This is a genomic window from Mycobacteriales bacterium (genome assembly GCA_035690485.1).
GTDB lineage: Bacteria > Actinomycetota > Actinomycetes > JAFAQI01 > DASSKL01 > DASSKL01.
On sequence record DASSKL010000043.1, the window covers coordinates 19,353 to 37,324 of the forward strand.

Consider the following 17,972-nt stretch of genomic DNA (forward strand, 5'->3'; position numbering starts at 1 on the left):
CTCAGCGCTCGTGCTCGACCGCCCGGTCGAGAGCGTCGGGTGTGCGGCCGACGTAGGCCGTGCCGTCGGAGGCCAGCAGGATCGGCCGCTGGATCAGCTGCGGGTGCGTCGTGAGCACGTCGATCCAGTCGGCCCGGTCGTGCGGCCGGTCGGCGAGCCCGAGCTCCTTGGCCAGCGGCTCGCCGAGGCGGGTGATGTCCCAGGGCTGCAGGCTCAGCGCGTCGAGCGCCTGCTCGATCTCCGCGGCGGTCGGTGGGTCGTCGAGGTAGCGGCGCAGCGTGTAGGTCACGCCGGCCTCGTCGAGCGCCTCGGTGGCGATGCGGCACTTGGAGCACGACGGGTTGTACCAGACCTCCATGGGACCTCCAATCGCGCCGGACGCTACCCCGCGTGCCGGGTGGTCGGTGCGGCGCGTCGGCGGTGCGTGTCGGGCGATCCGTGCCGCGTCAGCCCGTCGGTGACGCGGGGGGAGTGGTGGGGACCGTCGCGGGGCTGCTCGGTGCCGAGGAGACCGGAGGCAGCGGCGGGCCCGGTGTCGACAGGTTGGGGGTCTCGGCCGGCATGTCCTGGGCGCAGCCGGTCGCGACCGCGAGCGCGGCGAGCCCGGCAGCAGCGGCCAACCGCCCGGCACGACGGGCGAGCAGAGAGCGAGCGGAAACAGTCGTACGACGGAGCATGCGCGGCTCCTACCCTTCGACGATGCGCCTACCCGATCTAACCGGATCGTTAGGGTGGTCCGGGTGTCGCGCCTTCTGCAGCAGTCCGGGCCCCGCACGGCACTCGTCGTCGAGGTGCCCGCTGCCGAGCCCGTCGTCGGCCGGTTTCGGGCGTCCTACGACCCGTCGGCCGGTCAGGGTGTGCCGGCGCACGTGACCGTGCTCTACCCGTGGCTGCCGACCGGGGCGCTCGACGACGCGACCCTGCGCGACCTCGCCGACGTGTTGGCCGCCGTGTCGTCGTTCGACGTGCGGTTCGCGTCGCTGCAGCGCTTTCCGCAGACGCTGTGGGTGGCGCCGGAGCCACCCGACCCGTTCATCACGCTGACGTGGGCGGTGTGTGCGCGCTGGCCGGAGTGCCCGCCCTACGGCGGGGAGTTCGACAGCGTCATCCCGCACCTGACGGTCGCCGACGACGTCGACGTCGACTCGCTGGCCCACGTGGTGACCGAGGTGGCGCCCGCGCTGCCGATCGCGACCCGCGTGGAGACGGTGACCCTGCTGGCCCTCGACGGCACCGGTCGTTGGAACCGCCACTCGACCTATCCCCTGGGGTAGGTCCCGCTCCGTCCCCAGGGGTGGCTCCACCCGGTTGACGGGGTGGGGCGGCGCGCCTACGGTGTTCGAACAGATGTTCGATTCCGGGGAGGCGGGCGTGAGCGTTGCGGTGGGGCGGCGTTACGGCGAGCCGGTCGACGTGCGGCGGCGCGACGACGAGCCGGCGGAGTTCCTGTGGCGTGGCCGGCTCTATCTCGTGCGCGCCGTCCTCGCCCGCTGGTGGGAGGCCGGCGGCTGGTGGCAGGCCGGACCGGCGGAGGCGGCTGTCGGGTCGGCCGGATCGGGTGGCGCGGCGGGGTTCGCCGGGCCCGACGACCGGGAGCGCGAGGTGTGGCGTGTGGAGGCCGGGGCGGGTTCGGCGGCCGGCACCGGGCTCTACGACCTGTCCTTCGACTGGGCGGCCGGCGGCTGGACGCTCGCCCGGGTCCTCGACTGACTCCGTGGGAGGTGACCGATGTCCTCGCTCTCGTTGCTCGAGCAGGCACGGCTCGGGCTCGCCGACGCCGTCGAGGCGACCGTGCCGATCGACCGCTACGCCGCCGCGCACCTGGCCGCGTTGCGCACGGCGGCGGCGGTGCTCGCCGCGCGGGCCCGGCCCGACGAGCAGCACGCCCGGCGCCGGCCGACGAGCGCCTGGGTGCTGCTCGCCACGGTGGCTCCCGAGCTGGGGGAGTGGGCGGCGTTCTTCGCCGCCGGGGCGACCAAGCGCGCCGCGGCCGAGGCGGGCATCCGGCACGCGGTGACCGCTCGCGAGGCCGACGACCTGCTCCGTGACGCGACCCGGTTCCTCGCCGTCGTGGAGGATGCGCTCGGCCTGGTGCCCGCCGCGTGAACGCGGCTCCCAGGCGGCGCCTTGCTGCGTTGTCGGTCGCTCACGTGCCCTCCGGGCACGCTTCGCTCCCTTCCGCCTTGCGATGCATCCACCTGGAAGCCGCGTGAGCGATCCGTTCGTGCACTTGCACGTGGCGTCGGGCTACTCCTTGCGGCACGGCGCTTCGCACCCGCACGTGCTGGTCGAGCGGGCCGCCGACCACGGCATGGACGCGCTCGCGCTGACCGATCGCGACGGTGCCTACGGCGCAGTCAAGTTCGTCAAGGCATGCGCGGCCGCCGGCATCCGCCCGTTGCTCGGGGTCGATCTCGCGGTGGTCGCGCCCACCGGCCGGGAGGGTGGTCCGCGGCGACCGCGGCGCAGCCCGGCGCGAGGCGGGGCGTTCGTCGAGCCACCCGACCCGGCCGCACGCCACCGGGTCACGTTCCTCGCCCGGGACGCCCGTGGCTGGGCCGCGATCTGCCGGCTGATCAGCGCCACCCACCTGGCCGGTGAGCGGGGCCGGCCGGTGACGAGCCCCGAGCTCGTCGCGCGGGCGGTCGACGAGTCCGGTGGAGCGGTGTTCGTGCTGCTCGGCCCGCAGTCCGGGCTCGGCCAGGCGCTCGCCCGCCGCCGGCCCGACCTCGCCCGCGCCGAGCTCGCCCGCTGGCGCGAGGTCGTCGAGCCGGCCGACGTGGTCGTCGAGGTGGTCAGCCACCGTGGGCCGGGCGAGTCCGAGCGGGCGGCCCGGCTGCTGGGGTTCGCCGCCGAAGCGGGCGCGCCGGCGGTGCTCACCAACGCCGTCCGCTACGCCGACCGCGCCGACGCGCCGACCGCCGACGTGCTCGACGCCGCCCGGCGGCTGGTCGCTCTCGACCCGCGGCACGTCGACCGGGCCAATGCCGACGGCTACCTCAAGTCCGGCAAGGAGATGGCGGAGGTCGCCGCCGACATCGCCCGGTTCGCGGGCCTCGACGAGACCGCGGGCCGGCGGTTGCTGGCCCGCACGCGGGCGGTCGCCGAGCGGTGCGCGCTCGACCCGCGGGCCGACCTCGGCATCGGGCGGGTCCACTTCCCGGAGCTCGACACTGCGACCGCCGACGCCGACGCGGTGCTGCGGGCCCGCTGCGAGGCAGGGTTCGCCCGGCGGGCCATGCCGGCCGACGCGGCGGCCCGCCGCCGGCTCGACGACGAGCTCGGGGTCGTCCGTCAGCTCGGCTACCCGGCCTACTTCCTCACCGTCGCCGACGTCGTCGACATCGTCCGCGGCATGGGCGTGCGCTGCGCCGCCCGTGGCTCCGGTGCCGGCAGCCTGGTCAACTACCTGCTCGGCATCTCCGACGTCGACCCGATGCGCTACGACCTGCTCATGGAGCGGTTCCTCTCCCCGCTGCGCGAGGCGCTGCCCGACATCGACCTCGACGTCGAGTCGGCCCGCCGCACCGAGGTCTACGAGGCGATCCTCGACCGCTACGGCGGCGACCGCTGCACCTGCGTGTCGATGATGGACACCTACCGGGTGCGCCACGCCATCCGCGACGTCGGCGCGGCGCTGGGCCTGCCGCCCGGCGAGATCGACGCGGTGGCCAAGGCGTTCCCGCACATCCGGGCCGGCCAGGTGCGCGCTGCGCTGCGCGACCTGCCGGAGCTGCGGGCCAGTGGCCTGGCCGGTCGCGACGGCGACGGCGGCCCGTTCGACCTGCTGTTCCGGCTGGTCGAGCGGCTCGACGGGCTGCCGCGCCACGTGGCGCTGCACCCGTGCGGTGTGCTGCTGTCCGACCGCACGCTGCTCGACCGCACTCCGGTCGAGGCCAGCTGGCTCGGCTTTCCGATGAGCCAGTTCGACAAGGACGACGTCGAGGAGCTGGGCCTGCTCAAGCTCGACGTCCTCGGCGTACGCATGCAGTCCTCGATCGCCTACGCCCTCGACGAGATCCGCCGGGTCGACGGCGTCGAGGTCGACATCGACGCGGTCCCGCGGGACGACTCCGAGACGTTCGCGCTGATCCAGTCGACCCGCACGCTCGGCTGCTTCCAGATCGAGTCGCCCGGTCAGCGCGAGCTCGTCGGCAAGTTCGCGCCCGAGACGTTCGGCGACATCATCATCGACATCTCGCTGTTCCGGCCGGGGCCGGTCAAGAGCGACATGGTCACGCCGTTCCTCGAGGCCCGGCAGGGCTGGCGCCCCGCGTCCTACCTGCACGACGACCTGCGGCCGTTCCTCGCCGAGACCGGCGGCGTCGTCGTCTTCCACGAGCAGGTGCTGCAGATCATCGCCACGCTGACCGGCTGCTCGCTCGCCGAGGCCGACGAGGTGCGCCGCGCGCTCGGCGACCCCGACGGCCAGCCGGAGGCGCAGGCGTGGTTCATCCCCACCGCGCTCGCGCACGGCTACGACGGCGCCACCGTGGAGCGGGCGTGGGAGGTGCTGCGGGCGTTCGCGTCGTTCGGTTTCTGCAAGGCGCACGCCGCGGCGTTCGCGGTGCCGACCTACCAGTCGGCGTGGCTGAAGGCGCACCATCCAGCGGCGTTCCTCGCCGGTGTCCTCACCCACGACCCCGGCATGTATCCCAAGCGGCTGATCCTCGACGACGCCCGCCAGTTCGGCCTCACCGTGCTACCGCTCGACGTCAACCGCTCCGACTCCGGTTATCGCGTCGAGAAGCTCTCCGTCTACGACGAACCGCCGCCCGGCATCCTCGACCAACCACCGCGACCGGCCGCCGGCTACGGCATCCGGCTGGGGCTCGCCGACGTCCGCGGCATCACCGACGCCGAGGTCGCCCGCATCCTCGCCGGCCGGCCGTTCGCCACGCTGTCCGACTTCTGGCACCGGGCGGCGGTCTCCCGCCCGGTGGTCGAGCGGCTCGTCGTCGCCGGCGCATTCGACGCGATCTACGGGCTCGACTCGACGATCCCCCTACGCCGCCGCGGCCGCGTCACCCGCCGCGACCTGCTGCTCCAGGCGGCTGAGCTCGCGTCGCAGACGCCGGGCCGCCGCCGCAGCGGCTTCGCGACGAAGCCGCCGGCCGACCGGGGTAGCGATGACGTGCGGGAGCGGGCCAAGAGCCAGTCGCAGGCCGCCAAGCCGGTGGGGGCGGTCGACGTGCAGCTCGCGTTCGACCTCGAGGAGATCGGCTCGGCGCCCGCAGCCGGGCTGCCGGAGATGACCCTGCTCGACCGGGTGCAGGCCGAGCTCGACGTGCTCGGCCTCGACGCGACCGCCCACGTCCTCGCCGGCTACGAGCCGTTCCTCGCCGCGCTCGGTGTCACGCGAGCCCGCGACCTGCTCGGCTGCCGGAGCCAGGCCGAGGTGCTCGTTGCCGGGGTGAAGGTCGCGACGCAGACCCCGCCGGTGCGGTCCGGCCGCCGCGTGGTGTTCGTGACCCTCGACGACGCGACCGGCCCGGTCGACGCGACGTTCTTCGAGGACGCCCAGGCCGGGCACGCCGCGACGCTGTTCCACTCCTGGCTGCTCGTCATCCGCGGGCTCGTGCGACGCACCGGCCCGCGCGGGATCTCGCTCAACGCCCTCGCCTGCTGGGAGCTGACCGGGCTGCGGGCCGCGTGGGAGTCCGGGGGCATGGTCGCGGTCGACGAGCTGATGCGCCGGCCCGGTGTGCTCACCGAGGAGACCCGCGAGGCGGCGGTCCACGGAGCGGCCGGCAGCCGGTCGACCCGGCCCGTGATGACCGGCGTCCCCGTGCGCTCCTTTGCCAGCGGGTTCCAGCTCTCGCCCTACGCCGACATCCGCCCGGCCGGCCCCGGCATCGGCCGCGGCCGCGGCACCCCGCCGCGCAAGCTGTGGCACGCCAGCCCGGGAAGTTCCGGTCCATGACCGGGCAACCCCGCGCCGCGCTTCGACGCGTCACCCCACGGGGTGTCCTCCTGCGCCCGCGGCCTGTTGCGTTACGGCCGGGGATAGAGAGGCACGCCCTAGGCTGGGCCCTATGCCGGACAGGGTGCGTTCCCGCGCCTTCCTGCGTACCGCCGTGGTTCGCGAGCTGCTGCGCACGGCGTTCGTCGAGCTCGGCCAACGCGCCGGCGGCGACGGCACCGGCCGCCTCGACGTCCTCGACGCGGGTGGCGGCACCGGCGGGTTCGCGGTGCCGTTGGCCGAGCTCGGCCACACGGTCACCGTTGTCGACCCGAGCCCCGACTCGCTCGCCGCGCTCGAGCGCCGGGCCGCCGAGTCCGGCGTCTCCCACCTCGTGCGCGGCCTGCAGGGCGACGCCGCAGGCATCCTCGACGTCGTACCCTCCGCCAACTACGACGCGGTGCTTTGCCACAGCGTCCTCGAGGTCGTCGACGACCCACTGCTCGCACTCACCACGCTGGCGGGGGCGCTGCGCCCGCACGGGGTCATCAGCATCCTCGCCGCCAACCGCGCCGCCGCCGTCCTCGCCCGCGCGGTCGCCGGCCGCATCGACGAGGCCGCCGCCCTGTACGCCGACCCCGCCGGCCGCGCCGGTCCCGGCGATCCGCTCGTCCGCCGGTTCACCCTCGACCAGCTGCTCTCGCTGGTCGCCACTGCGGGCCTGCACCCGGACCGGGTGCACGGCATCCGGGTGTTCAGCGACCTCGTGCCCGGCGGGCTGCTCGACGACGACCCCGATGCCGCGGAACGGTTGGCGCGGCTGGAGGAGCAGGTCGCCGAGATCCCCGTCTACCGCGACGTGGCCACGCAGTTCCATGTCCTTGCCCACCCGCACTGACCGGGCGTCCCTGACGCGTCGCCTCGCGGCGTTCTCGTCGCCTTGTGTGCCCTCCGGGCACACGGCGGCTCCTGCGGCCTTGCGAGGCTCGGTCAGGGCCGCCCGGTCGAGTCGGGCGAGTCGGCCGCGTCGCCTCGCGGCGTTCTCGTCGCCTTGTGTGCCCGGTGCTCGACGGTGAGCCGCAACCAGCTTCGGCGTTCTGCGGCGCCAGCGGTCCAGGGTCGAGCCCTCGACGACACCGGGGCGCACGTCCTGCACGTCGACATGGATGCGTTCTACGCCAGCGTCGAGATCCGCCGGCAGCCCGAGCTGCGTGGCCGCCCGGTCATCGTCGGCGGCCTCGGCTCGCGAGCGGTCGTGCTGTCGGCCACCTACGAGGCGCGGGCCAGCGGTGTGCACAGCGCGATGCCGATGAGCCGGGCCCGTCGCCTGTGCCCCCAGGCGACGGTGATCCCGCCCGACCACGCCGCCTACGCCGCGACGAGCGCCGGGGTCATGGAGATCTTCCGCTCGGTCACGCCGCTGGTGGAGCCGATCGCGCTGGACGAGGCGTTCCTCGACGTCGCCGGCGCCGTCCGGCGGCTCGGGTCCCCACTCCACATCGGCGAGCTGATCCGCGCCCGGGTCGCCGACGAGCAGGGCATCACCTGCTCGGTGGGGGTGGCGAGCACCAAGTTCGTCGCCAAGCTCGCCACCACCCAGGCAAAGCCCGACGGCCTGCTGGTCGTGCCGCCCGACGACGTCGTCTCGTTCCTGCACCCGCTGCCGGTCGCGGCCCTGTGGGGTGTGGGGGAGCGCACCGAAGAGGTCCTGGCCCGGCTCGGCCTGCGCACGATCGGCGACATCGCCCACACGCCGGTGGCGACGTTGCAGCGGGCCCTCGGCGCCGCGGTCGGCACGCACCTCGCCGCACTCGCGTGGGGCCGCGACGAACGCCGGGTCGTGCCGCACGAGCCCGACAAGAGCATCGGTGCGGAGGAGACCTTCCCGCGCGACGTTGACGATCCCGAGGTCGTGCTGCGGGAGCTGCTGCGGCTCGCCGAGCGCACCGCCGCCCGGCTGCGCTCTGCCGGGCAGGTCTCCCGCACGGTCAGCATCAAGGTGAGGTTCGCCGACTTCTCGACCATCACCCGGTCGCGCACCGTCCCGATCCCCACCGACGTCGCGCGCGACATCTACGACACTGCCCGCGGCCTCTACCTCGCGCTCGGGCTCGAACGCGCCCGCATCCGGTTGGTCGGCGTACGCGCCGAGGGCCTCGCCGATGCCGACGCGACGCCCCGCCAGCTGCTGCTCGACGAGCGCCCCGCCGGTTGGCGCGAGGCCGAGCTCGCCGTCGACCGGGCCTCGCGCCGGTTCGGCGCCGGCGCGGTGCGACCCGCGACTCTCGTCGAGGCTCCCGAGGGTGAGCCTCCGTCGACCGGTTCCGGGTCGTGACCGGCGACCGGCAAGAAGTCCCGGTCAGGAGGGGCCGTTGGACTTTGCCGCACGGCTTCCCGCGCGGCGGGGCAGACTCGTATCCTCAACTTGCGCAGTCACGGCCCCGATGCACCCGCCGACGGACCGTTCCTGCGGATGCGTCCACGGGAGGCTCACGTGCCGCTCTCTGATCATGAGCAGCGACTGCTCGAGCAGATCGAGCAGGCCTTCTATGCCGAGGACCCCAAGTTCGCCAACGCCTACCGCACCACCGATCTGCGCACGCTGCAACGCCGCCGGATGATCCGTGCCGGCGTCCTTCTCGCCATCGCGGTCGGCGTGGCGGTCGCCGGTGCCGTCCTCGAGATCGTCCCGATGATGGCCGGGGGCGGGGCGGTCGCGCTCATCGCACTCGGACTCGCCGTCGGCATCTGGCGGCGATACCGACCCGTGCGAGAGCCCAAGCCGGTTCCCACCGCGAGCTACCACCACGGCTCCTGGCGGCACCGGCTCGAGGAGCGCTGGGAACGCCGCTGGGAGGACCGCGGCCGGTAGCGGAACCTCCGGCAGCCACGGACGGTCCCGCCGCGAGCCCACGCCGGCGGCATCGCGCCGACGGGTTACTGCGGGCGGGTGCGCAGGCGGGCCCGGCCCCAACGCAGGACCGCGGGCCAGAACGCATCGAAGGCCTCGAACACCCGCTCCACCGCAGCGCCCACGGCCGAGCCGGCCCGCCGCAGCGTCGACACCGGAAGTACGACGGCCAGCACCCGCCGGCGCCGGCTGACGGCCGCCCGCAGGTCGTGCCGCACGGCCCGCACGTCGGTGGCCAACCCGTCCGCGTCGGCGTCCGGCCCGGCCGGCGCGTAACGGGCGCGTTCCTCGGCCCGCACCACGCGACTCAGCGCAGCGGCGCCGGCGGCTGACAGGTCGACCCGGTCGGCGAGCCGCCGCCCGGTGCCCCGCGGCGAGTCCGACGGCCACCACGGGAACCCGAGGTCCACGACGTCGTCACGTAGCTCGGCCCAGGCGGCGTGCGCCCGCCGGCGAGGATCGGCCGCGGCGAGCCAGCGGCGGCGGCGTACGGCCTCGCGCGTCGCGCCCGGGACGGCAAGGACGACGCCGAGCAGCGCGAGCAGGGCGAGCGCCCGCCACGGCAGCCCGCCGCCGCGCGTGGAAACGGCCGCGGGATCGGTCGGCAGGGTGATCGGCGGGGCGCTCGTGCTCGGCTGGGGACCGCTCGACGGGCCGGGGGTCGGGATGACGTCCTCTTGGTTGCCCTGGCCGCCGGCCGAGGCGGGCAGCGTGTACGCCGGCGTCGTGGCCTGCCCGTCGGACCGCGGCGTCGGCTCGAAGCGCAACCAGCCGGTCCGCGGGAAGTAGAGCTCCGGCCAGGCGTGCGCGTCGTCGGTCGTGACCGTGCGCGTGCCGTCGGGGTTGAGCTGGCCCGGAGTGAAGCCGACCGCAACCCGCGCCGGGATGCCCAGCGTGCGTGCCATCACGGCCATCGTCGCGGCGAACTGCTCGCAGAATCCGTGCCTGCGGTCGAGGAACTCCAGGATCGCGTCGTCACTGTTGCCCGGCGCGACCGTCGTGTCGTAGGTGAACTGCGGGCCGCGCAGCCAGTCCTGCAGTGCGACCGCCTTGTCGAAGGCCGTGTGCGCCCCGGCCGTCTGCTGCCGGGCGATCCGCGCGACCGCGGGCGACAACGACTTGGGCAGCTGCAGGTAGTCGCGCATGTTCGGCCCGGGCGGCGGCGCATCGCGCAGCGCGGTGACGTCGGGGATCAGCCGGTCGCTGACGACGGTGTAGTCCGCGCCCTGGGTGTCCTCGCGGGCCGAGAAGACCGTGCCGCTGCGCGGGTCGTAGCGCCAGTCGCCCGCGATCGAGACCGACGACGGCGGGGCCGGCAGGGGCAGCCAGTGCACCGCGAGCGCGACGACGTGGACGTGGGTGTCGACCGTGCGGCTCGGCGTGCCGGTGGTGTCGCTCGACACCGGGATCCCGTTGCTGACCCGCGCCTTCGGCCCCTCCTTCAGCTGCGACGACGACCACACCGTGCCGTCGAAGCGGTCGAGCGTCGTCATCCGCAGGTAGTCGGGCGTCGCGTCGTCGGTGCCGACCACCAGGAGCCGCTGCGTGCTGCTGCGGTTGAGCTCGTCGCGGATGCTCACCAACGGGTTGAACGTCGTGACGCTGCTCGAGCCCCCGTTGCCGAGCCCGTTGCCGTGGCCGAACCGCACGTGCGTCATCCCGGGCAGGACGAGCGGCACGATGACGGCGATGCCCAGCGCGGCCGCCCCGATCCGCCGGCCGGCCGCCGACAGCGGCGCGCCCTCGGCGGGGCCCAGCCCGGTCAGCGTTTCCGTGCCCCCGGGCCGTAGCGGCCGACCCCAGCGGCTCAGCCGGTCGCGGTGGTCGGCCAGCAGCAGTGTCAGCCAACCCGCGGCCCCGGCCAGGAACGGCAACGCGCCGACTCCGTGCGGGGCGAGGCCCGAGGCGACGGCGTACGCCGCGATGAACGGCAACCCGGTGAGCGCCGGCACCCGCGCCGTCACCGCCGCCAGGTCCACCACGAACGCCAGCGCGGCCACGCACAGCACGGTCAGCAGGACCAGCCCGTCGTGGCTCGGCGCAGGTGCGGTGATCGTCGCGAACGTCGAGCCGGCATCCCGCAGCAGCACGTGCAGGTCGTGCAACGTGTCGCGGCTCGGGAGCACCCCCCACTGGGCGTGCTGCGGTGCGAACCAGACCGTCACGAAGTCGAGGACGAACACCGCGGCGAGCAGCGCCTCCCCGGGGGCCGGCAGCCGGAACTGGCGCGTCAGGGCGCCGGCGAGCGCGACCAGCAGGATGACGATCAGGGTCGGGGGGAACCAGCCGGCGTCGGAGAACAGCGGGGCCAGGCTCAGCGTCGCGAGCAGCGTCGCCAGCGCGGCGAGGGCCGTCATCTTCGGGCGGGCGTTCACACCCCCACCCCCGCCCGGCGCCCGCCGGCCGCCTGCGGCCAGATGCGCGCGAGATCGTCGCCGTGGCGCACGGCGAGCACCCGCCAGCCGGCGCGGCGCAGCACCGACACGTTCTCGTCGTAGGCCGCCTCGCCGCGGGTGCGCCCCGAGGGGCCGGCGGCCCAGCTGATCGTGTCGAGCAGTACGGCCACCCCGGTCAGCCGGCCGCTGCGCAACCGGGTGACGGCGTCGAGGTCGGCGGAGTCCATGGCGCCGAGGACGGCGACCACGACGCCCTCGACCGAGGCGCGGCGCAGGGCCCGGACGGCCGGCTCAACCGTCGGGTTGCCCGATGGCTCGACGACCGCGAGCGCGTCGAGCAGGCCGGCTTCGCCGCGCCCCTCGAAGCCCACGCCACCCTCGACGTCGACGCCGCTGTCGGTGACCATCCGCAGCCGGTAGCCGCCCCGGGCGAGGTGCACGGCGGCCGATGCCGCGGCCGAGATCGCCCACTCGAACGACGACCCCGGCCCGTCGCCCAGGTGCGCGTGGGCCCTGGTGTCGAGCAGCACCGCACCGCTGCGCAGCCACGGCTGCTCCTCGCGCCGCACCATCAGCTCACCGGTGCGGGCGGTCGACCGCCAGTGCACCCGGCGCAGGTCGTCGCCCTGCCGGTAGTCGCGCACCGCGACGTCGTCCTCGCCGTGCACGGCGACCGACCGCTCCCGCCCGTCGCCGCCGCCGGCCCGGTCGCCGCCGATGCGTACGACGGGCAGTGCGACCACGGCCGGGGTCACCATCAGCGTGTCGTGCGCGCGGAACGACCGGCTCAGCTCGCACAGGCCGAACGGGTCGGTCAGGCGCACGGTCAGCGGGCCGATCCGGAACCGGCCGCGGCTGTGCGACAGCACCGGGTAGGAGACCTCGCGAACCCCTTCCGGCTCCATCCGGTCGACGACGAAACGCGGCCGCTCGCCGAGCGCCCACGGCAGGGTGTCCTCGACGAGCAGCACGCCGGTGGGCAGCCGCGAGACGTTGTGCAGGCGGAGCCGCACCGTCGCGGGGATGCCGGCCGCGACCCGCGCCGGGTCGAGGCGGCGCTCGCAGGTCAGCCGGTAGCGGGTGCGGGCGACCGCGGCGACGGCGACCAGCGGTAGCGCCACCAGGAAGATCCCGATGCGCAGCAGGTCCTCCTCGCCGAGCACCGCGGCGCTCAGCGACGCCGCGATGCCCGCCGCCAGCAGGCACCGTCCCCGCAGGGTCAGCCCCGACAGCGCGGCACCCATCAGGCTCCCGACGCCCTCCGTCGGGGGGCGCTGTCGGGCACCGGGACGCGGGCGACGATCTCGGCGACCACGGCCTCCGGCGTACGGCCGCTGATCTGGGCCTCGGCGGTGGGCAGCAGCCGGTGGGTGAGCACCGGGCCGGCCAGCCCTTGCAGGTCGTCGGGCAGCACGAAGTCGCGGTCCTCCAGCGCCGCCGCGGCGCGCGCGGTGCGCAGCAGGTGCAGGGTCGCCCGCGGCGACGCGCCGAGCCGCAGGTCGGGGGATTGGCGGGTGGCGGTGACGAGGTCGATGGCGTAGCGACGCACCGTGTCGGCCACGTGCACGGCGCGCACGGCGTCGATCATCGCGACGACGGCGGCCGCGTCGGAGACCGGCTCGAGGTCGTGCAGCGGGTTCACCTGGCCGTGGGCGTCGAGCATGGCGAGCTCGGCGTCGGCCGCCGGGTAGCCCATGGCGAGCCGCGCGGTGAACCGGTCGCGCTGGGCCTCGGGGAGGGGGTAGGTGCCCTCCATCTCGATCGGGTTCTGCGTCGCGACGACCATGAACGGCGCGTCGAGCAGGTAGGTCACACCGTCGACGGTGACCTGGCGCTCCTCCATGCACTCGAGCAGCGCGGACTGGGTCTTCGGCGAGGCACGGTTGATCTCGTCGCCGACGACGATGTTGGCGAAGACCGCGCCCGGCTTGAACTCGAAGTCGCGCCGCTCCTGGTTGAACACCGAGACGCCGGTGATGTCGCTGGGCAGCAGGTCGGGGGTGAACTGGATCCGGCGCACCGTGCAGTCGATCGACCGGGCCAGGGCCTTGGCGAGCATCGTCTTGCCGACGCCGGGCACGTCCTCGATCAGCAGATGCCCCTCGGCGAGCAGCGCCGTGACCGCCAGCCGGACGACCTCGGGCTTGCCCTCGATCACCCGCTCCACGGCGGCGCAGATCTCACCGGCGGCCCCGGCGACGTCGCCCGGCCGCATCTCGGGGACGGCGGCGCGCGACCGGCGGGTCACCGTCACGTCGTCCTCCCACGGTCGCTGCTGGCGTCGGCCTTGCTACGTACGACGCACGCTGCCCGGTTCACCGTTCCGGGCGGGTGCCTCCTGGCCAGTGTGTCAGGCGGACGCGGCTTCGCGGTGGGCACCGCGAAATGGTTGACGGTGGAGTGATGTGGAGTAAAGTGGCGCACAGTGGTGGACGATGGTGTCGCAGGGCGCCGGCGTACGCCGCACCGTGGTCGGGGAGTGGAGGAAGCCGGTGTTCCTCGGCACCTACGCGCCCCGTCTCGACGACAAGGGCCGGCTGATCCTGCCGGCGAAGTTCCGGGACGAGCTGGCGGAGGGACTCGTGATCACGAAGGGGCAGGAGCGGTGCCTCTACGTCTTCGCGATGCCCGAGTTCACCCGGCTCACCGAGCAGCTGCGCACCGCGCCGCTCACCGCCAAGGCGGCCCGTGACTACAACCGCGTCTTCTTCTCCGGCGCGACCGACGAGGTGCCCGACAAGCAGGGACGGGTGACGATCCCCTCGCCGCTGCGCGACTACGCCGGGCTCGACCGCGAGCTCGCCGTCGTCGGCGCCAACACCCGCGTCGAGATCTGGGACGCCGCCGCCTGGGCCCGCTACCTCGCGTCGCAGGAGGACGCGTTCTCCCAGCTCGAGGAGGAGGTGCTGCCCGGCGTCTTCTGACCTTCTCGACCGACTGCTCCGCCCGCCCGACGTGGAGCCCGGCCTCCGCCCGCTTCGCTCCTGACGCACCTTCCCCGGCGCCAGGCGCGAAGCGGCCGGAGACCCGGCCGCACGTCCCGCGACCTCCTCCGTCCGCGCCGCGAGAAAGGCCTGCGATGCCGCGCCACGTACCCGTGATGCTCGACCGGGTCGTCGCGTTGCTCGCCCCCGCACTCGAGGGCCGTCCGGCGGTGGTCGTCGACGCGACCCTCGGCCTCGGTGGCCACGCGGAGGCGCTGCTGTCCCGCCACCCCGCCCTGCGGCTGGTCGGTCTCGACCGGGATCCGCAGGCCCTGCAGCTCAGCGGTGACCGGCTCTCGCCCTACGAGGAGCGCATCACCCTCGTGCACGCGGTCTACGACGAGCTGCCCGCGGTGCTGTCCCGCCTCGGCCTCGAGCGCGTCGACGGGGTGCTGTTCGACCTCGGCGTCTCCTCGCTGCAGCTCGACGAGGCGGAACGCGGTTTCGCCTATGCCGTCGAGGCTCCGCTCGACATGCGGATGGACCCGACTCGCGGGCGCACCGCCGCTGATGTCGTCAACGGCTACACCGTGGAGCGGTTGACCGCGGTGCTGCGCGACTACGGCGAGGAGCGGTTCGCCCGCCGCATCGCCGAGGCGATCGTCCGCGAGCGCGACCGGACGCCGCTGCACTCCTCGCAGCGCCTCGCCGAGCTCGTGCGCGAGGCCGTGCCCGCGGCCACCCGGCGCACCGGCGGCCATCCGGCCAAGCGGACGTTCCAGGCGCTGCGCGTCGAGGTCAACGACGAGCTGGGCGCGCTGGCCCGGGCGCTGCCCGCCGCCGTCGCCGCGCTGCGGGTCGGGGGCCGGATCGTGGTGCTGTCCTACCAGTCGCTGGAGGACCGGCTGGTCAAGCGGGTGCTCAGGGCGGGCTCGACGAGCACCGCCCCCGCGGACCTCCCGGTCGAGCCGGAGTGGGCCGCCCCGCAACTGCGGCTGCTCACCCGCGGGGCCGAGACGCCGTCCGACGCCGAGCTGGCCGATAACCCCCGTGCCGCCTCCGCCCGGTTGCGCGCCGCCGAGCGGATCCGGGAGGCGGCATGAGTGCGCGTACGGCGACCGCCCGGGCCCCACGCGCCACCCCTGCGCCGCAGCGCCGCCCGCACCGGCCGGCGCTGCGCCTGGTCGCACCGATCCCGCGGAGCGCCCGGCGGCTGCCGTTCGTCGGCGTCGTCGTCGGGCTGCTCGTCACCGGCCTGCTCGGCCTGCTGCTGCTGAACACCCTGGCCGCGCAGGACGCGTTCCGGTTGCATCACCTGCAGGTGCAGTCCGCACACCTGTCCGACGAGCAGCAGGCGCTGGAGGTGGCGGTCGCCCACGAGCAGTCGCCCACGACGCTGGCCGCCCGTGCTCGCGCGCTCGGCATGCTGCCCGGCTCGGTCCCGGCTTTCCTGCGGTTGCCCGACGGTCGGCTGATCGGCGCCGTCAACGCCGTACCGCCGCCGCCGGCACCGAAGCCCGCGGCCGTCGGCAAGCCGGCGGTCACCAAACCGGCGGTCACCAAGCCGGCCGCCGCGGCCAAGCCGGGGACGGCCGCCGCCACGACCGCGAGCAAGCCTGCGACCCACCCGGCGCCCGCGCCGGTGGTACTGCACGCCGCCCCGACCCATCCGTAGCCGCGCGGCGCTGGGCCGCTCCGACGCATCCGTAGCCGCGCGGCGTTGAGCCGCTCCGACGCATCCGTAGCCGCGCGGCCGTTCCCGCAGCTCTCACCCGCCGGCACTACTGCCGCGGTGTGGGGGTGATTGGAGATCGTTTGACCCCCACACGGCGGCAGAAGAGGCACCGGTGAGCCGACGGGCGCGGGAGACCTGGCGAGTGACGGCGCGGCACCCGGACATCGGGGCGCCGCGACGGCACCCTGGACCGGTGCCCCGTACGTCGCCTCCCGGCACCGGTTCCCGCGTGCCCGGCCCGCACGGTGCCGGGCCTCGAGCCGGCACTCACCGGCCGGCCTACCGTGCCCGGCCCGCGGGCGCCCCGCCGCGCCAGGCGGCGGGTGGCGGCCGGCGTACCCCGCCGCCCCGCCGCCCCGCGCCGCCGCGACCTGCGCCACGCCGCCGGCTGAGGCTCGGGTCCTCCCAGCGCCGGCTCCGGCTGGCGATGGCGGCGGTCGCCGTGGGGCTGCTGGTGATCGCCGGCCGGCTGATCCAGCTGCAGGGGCTCGACGGCGGCACCTACGCGAAGATGGCCGAGAAGCAGCGGATGCGCACGGTCACCCTCACCGCGCCCCGGGGCACGATCACCGACCGCGACGGCTACCCGCTCGCGATCACCGTCGACGCGCGCGACATTTACGCCGACCCGCGCGAGGTCGTCGACCCGGAGGCGGCGGCGGCCAAGCTCGCACCGATCCTCGGCATGAGCCAGGACGACCTGGTCCGCAAGCTCAGCACCAAGAACACTCCGTTCGTCTACCTGCAGCGCGGCGCCAGCCCGCGGGTCGGCACGAAGGTGATGGACCTCGGCCTGGCGGGTCTCGGCACGTTGCCGACCACGAAGCGGTCCTACCCCGACGGGGCGCTGGCCGCCAACGTGCTCGGGTTCGTTGGCACCGACGGCACCGGCCTCGGTGGGCTCGAGTACACCTTCGACAAGTCGCTGTCGGGCACCAACGGCAAGCGGACGTTCGAGACCGGCCGCGACGGGGAGCCGATCCCCGACGGCCAGCACGTCGACCAGCCGCCGGTGCCGGGGGAGTCGCTGCGGCTGACCCTCGACCGCGACATCCAGTGGCAGGCGCAGCAGGCCATCGCCGCGCAGGTGCAGAAGACCGGCGCGATGTCCGGCACGGTCATCGTGATGCAGCCCAAGACCGGCCGGGTCCTCGCCCTCGCCACCGCGCCGACATTCGACCCCAACCATCCGGGTGACTCGCCCCCGGAGGCGCTCGGCAACCCGGCGGTCAGCGACCCCTACGAGCCCGGCAGCGTCAACAAGGTCATCACGATGGCCGCGGCCATCGAGCGCGGCCTGGTCACCCCGACCACGCCGTTCGTCGTGCCCAACACCTACACGGTCGCCAACCACGTCTTCCACGACGCGGAGAACCACGGCACCGAGCACCTCACGACCGCCGGCATCCTCGCCCAGTCCAGCAACATCGGCACGATCCAGGTCGCCCAGCGGCTCGGTGAGACGGGCCTGTACGACGCCCTGCGCAACTTCGGCTTCGGTGCCAGGACCGGCATCGGGCTGCCCGGCGAGAGCGCGGGCATCCTGCCGCCGGTCAACAAGTGGTGGTCGACCACGCTGCCGACCGTGGCGTTCGGCCAGGGCATCTCCGTGACCGCTCTGCAGGTGGCCAGCGTCTACTCGACGATCGCCGACGGCGGCATCCGCATGGAGCCCACGATCATCGACGGCACCACCGACCCCTCCGGCCACTTCACCGCCCGCCCACTGCCCAAACCGGTGCGGGTGGTCAGCCCGCAGACGGCGCAGGAGATCCGCGACATGCTCGAGGCGGTCACCTCCGACCAGGGCACCGCGCCGGCCGCGCGGATCGCCGGCTACCGCGTCGCGGGCAAGACCGGCACCGCCAACCGCGCCGACGGGCACGGCGGCTACTCCGGCTACACCGCCACATTCGTCGGCTTCGCGCCCGCCGACGATCCCCAGCTGGTCGTCGAGGTGGTGCTGCAGAAGCCGGTCAAAGGCCACTTCGGCGGCGAGGTCGCCGCGCCGGTTTTCCACGACGTCATGGCCTTCGCGCTGCAATCGCTGCGCATCCCGCCGACCGGCACCACGCCTCCCACGGCCAAGTTGACGTGGTAGCGA

The 17,972-nt window shown here is 74.6% G+C and carries 16 protein-coding genes; 11 read left to right on the forward strand and 5 right to left on the reverse strand.

The window, feature by feature from the left end; genetic code table 11:
- Position 1 precedes the first annotated feature (1 nt).
- Both VFJ21_05480 and VFJ21_05485 read right to left on the reverse strand, forming a co-directional pair.
- On the reverse strand, positions 2-358 hold the full coding sequence (locus VFJ21_05480) for an ArsC/Spx/MgsR family protein (protein ID HET7406574.1): 357 nt from the start codon (positions 356-358) through the stop codon (positions 2-4).
- 88 nt (positions 359-446) lie between these two features.
- A complete protein-coding gene (locus VFJ21_05485; protein ID HET7406575.1) occupies positions 447-677 on the reverse strand; it encodes a hypothetical protein in 231 nt (76 codons plus the stop codon).
- 63 nt (positions 678-740) lie between these two features.
- Between VFJ21_05485 and VFJ21_05490 the strand changes: the two genes are divergently transcribed.
- The 7 genes from VFJ21_05490 (at position 741) to VFJ21_05520 (ending at position 8,774) form a co-directional block, all read left to right on the forward strand.
- A complete protein-coding gene (locus VFJ21_05490) occupies positions 741-1,274 on the forward strand; it encodes a 2'-5' RNA ligase family protein (GenBank protein HET7406576.1) in 534 nt (177 codons plus the stop codon).
- Positions 1,275-1,371: 97 nt separating this feature from the next.
- Positions 1,372-1,710 carry a DUF6504 family protein gene (locus VFJ21_05495; protein HET7406577.1) on the forward strand — a complete coding sequence of 113 codons (339 nt, stop codon included), beginning with the start codon at positions 1,372-1,374 and terminating at the stop codon, positions 1,708-1,710.
- An 18-nt stretch (positions 1,711-1,728) separates the two neighbouring features.
- A complete protein-coding gene (locus VFJ21_05500) occupies positions 1,729-2,106 on the forward strand; it encodes an SAV_6107 family HEPN domain-containing protein (GenBank protein HET7406578.1) in 378 nt (125 codons plus the stop codon).
- Between the two features lie 103 nt (positions 2,107-2,209).
- Positions 2,210-5,923 carry a DNA polymerase III subunit alpha gene (locus VFJ21_05505; protein ID HET7406579.1) on the forward strand — a complete coding sequence of 1,238 codons (3,714 nt, stop codon included), beginning with the start codon at positions 2,210-2,212 and terminating at the stop codon, positions 5,921-5,923.
- Between the two features lie 112 nt (positions 5,924-6,035).
- Complete coding sequence (locus VFJ21_05510) at positions 6,036-6,800, forward strand: methyltransferase domain-containing protein (protein HET7406580.1); 765 nt, start codon at positions 6,036-6,038, stop codon at positions 6,798-6,800.
- Between the two features lie 174 nt (positions 6,801-6,974).
- Entirely contained in the window at positions 6,975-8,237 is a 1,263-nt protein-coding gene (gene dinB, locus VFJ21_05515; GenBank protein ID HET7406581.1) for a DNA polymerase IV, read from the forward strand.
- Positions 8,238-8,396: 159 nt separating this feature from the next.
- Positions 8,397-8,774, forward strand: a complete 378-nt coding sequence (locus VFJ21_05520) for a DUF3040 domain-containing protein (protein ID HET7406582.1) — start codon at positions 8,397-8,399, stop codon at positions 8,772-8,774.
- Positions 8,775-8,839: 65 nt separating this feature from the next.
- Here the strand turns inward: VFJ21_05520 and VFJ21_05525 are convergent, their stop codons facing one another.
- The 3 genes from VFJ21_05525 to VFJ21_05535 are packed head-to-tail and all read right to left on the reverse strand — an operon-like array spanning position 8,840 to position 13,463.
- Complete coding sequence (locus VFJ21_05525) at positions 8,840-11,188, reverse strand: DUF3488 and transglutaminase-like domain-containing protein (GenBank protein HET7406583.1); 2,349 nt, start codon at positions 11,186-11,188, stop codon at positions 8,840-8,842.
- A complete protein-coding gene (locus VFJ21_05530; GenBank protein HET7406584.1) occupies positions 11,185-12,453 on the reverse strand; it encodes a DUF58 domain-containing protein in 1,269 nt (422 codons plus the stop codon). The genes VFJ21_05525 and VFJ21_05530 overlap by 4 nt, the downstream gene beginning before the upstream one ends.
- The gene (locus tag VFJ21_05535; protein ID HET7406585.1) at positions 12,453-13,463 is read right to left on the reverse strand and encodes an AAA family ATPase; all 1,011 of its coding nucleotides are present in this window, start codon (positions 13,461-13,463) and stop codon (positions 12,453-12,455) included. Before VFJ21_05535 ends, VFJ21_05530 begins: the two co-directional genes overlap by 1 nt.
- 238 nt (positions 13,464-13,701) lie before the next feature.
- Here VFJ21_05535 and mraZ point away from each other — a divergent pair, with 238 nt between their 5' ends.
- The 4 genes from mraZ (at position 13,702) to VFJ21_05555 (ending at position 17,969) form a co-directional block, all read left to right on the forward strand.
- The gene (mraZ, locus tag VFJ21_05540) at positions 13,702-14,133 is read left to right on the forward strand and encodes a division/cell wall cluster transcriptional repressor MraZ (GenBank protein ID HET7406586.1); all 432 of its coding nucleotides are present in this window, start codon (positions 13,702-13,704) and stop codon (positions 14,131-14,133) included.
- 155 nt (positions 14,134-14,288) lie between these two features.
- Entirely contained in the window at positions 14,289-15,236 is a 948-nt protein-coding gene (gene rsmH, locus VFJ21_05545; GenBank protein ID HET7406587.1) for a 16S rRNA (cytosine(1402)-N(4))-methyltransferase RsmH, read from the forward strand.
- On the forward strand, positions 15,233-15,808 hold the full coding sequence (locus tag VFJ21_05550) for a hypothetical protein (protein HET7406588.1): 576 nt from the start codon (positions 15,233-15,235) through the stop codon (positions 15,806-15,808). The genes rsmH and VFJ21_05550 overlap by 4 nt, the downstream gene beginning before the upstream one ends.
- 487 nt (positions 15,809-16,295) lie before the next feature.
- Positions 16,296-17,969 carry a penicillin-binding protein 2 gene (locus tag VFJ21_05555; protein ID HET7406589.1) on the forward strand — a complete coding sequence of 558 codons (1,674 nt, stop codon included), beginning with the start codon at positions 16,296-16,298 and terminating at the stop codon, positions 17,967-17,969.
- Positions 17,970-17,972 lie beyond the last annotated feature (3 nt).

Coding starts and splice junctions, on each gene's coding strand:
- VFJ21_05485 (HET7406575.1), bottom strand. CDS start 677: ATGCTCCGTCGTACGACTGTTTCCGCTCGCTCTCTGCTCGCCCGTCGT.
- VFJ21_05510 (HET7406580.1), top strand. CDS start 6,036: ATGCCGGACAGGGTGCGTTCCCGCGCCTTCCTGCGTACCGCCGTGGTT.
- VFJ21_05500 (HET7406578.1), top strand. CDS start 1,729: ATGTCCTCGCTCTCGTTGCTCGAGCAGGCACGGCTCGGGCTCGCCGAC.
- VFJ21_05550 (HET7406588.1), top strand. CDS start 15,233: ATGAGTGCGCGTACGGCGACCGCCCGGGCCCCACGCGCCACCCCTGCG.
- VFJ21_05555 (HET7406589.1), top strand. CDS start 16,296: ATGGCGGCGGTCGCCGTGGGGCTGCTGGTGATCGCCGGCCGGCTGATC.
- VFJ21_05480 (HET7406574.1), bottom strand. CDS start 358: ATGGAGGTCTGGTACAACCCGTCGTGCTCCAAGTGCCGCATCGCCACC.
- VFJ21_05530 (HET7406584.1), bottom strand. CDS start 12,453: ATGGGTGCCGCGCTGTCGGGGCTGACCCTGCGGGGACGGTGCCTGCTG.
- rsmH (HET7406587.1), top strand. CDS start 14,289: ATGCCGCGCCACGTACCCGTGATGCTCGACCGGGTCGTCGCGTTGCTC.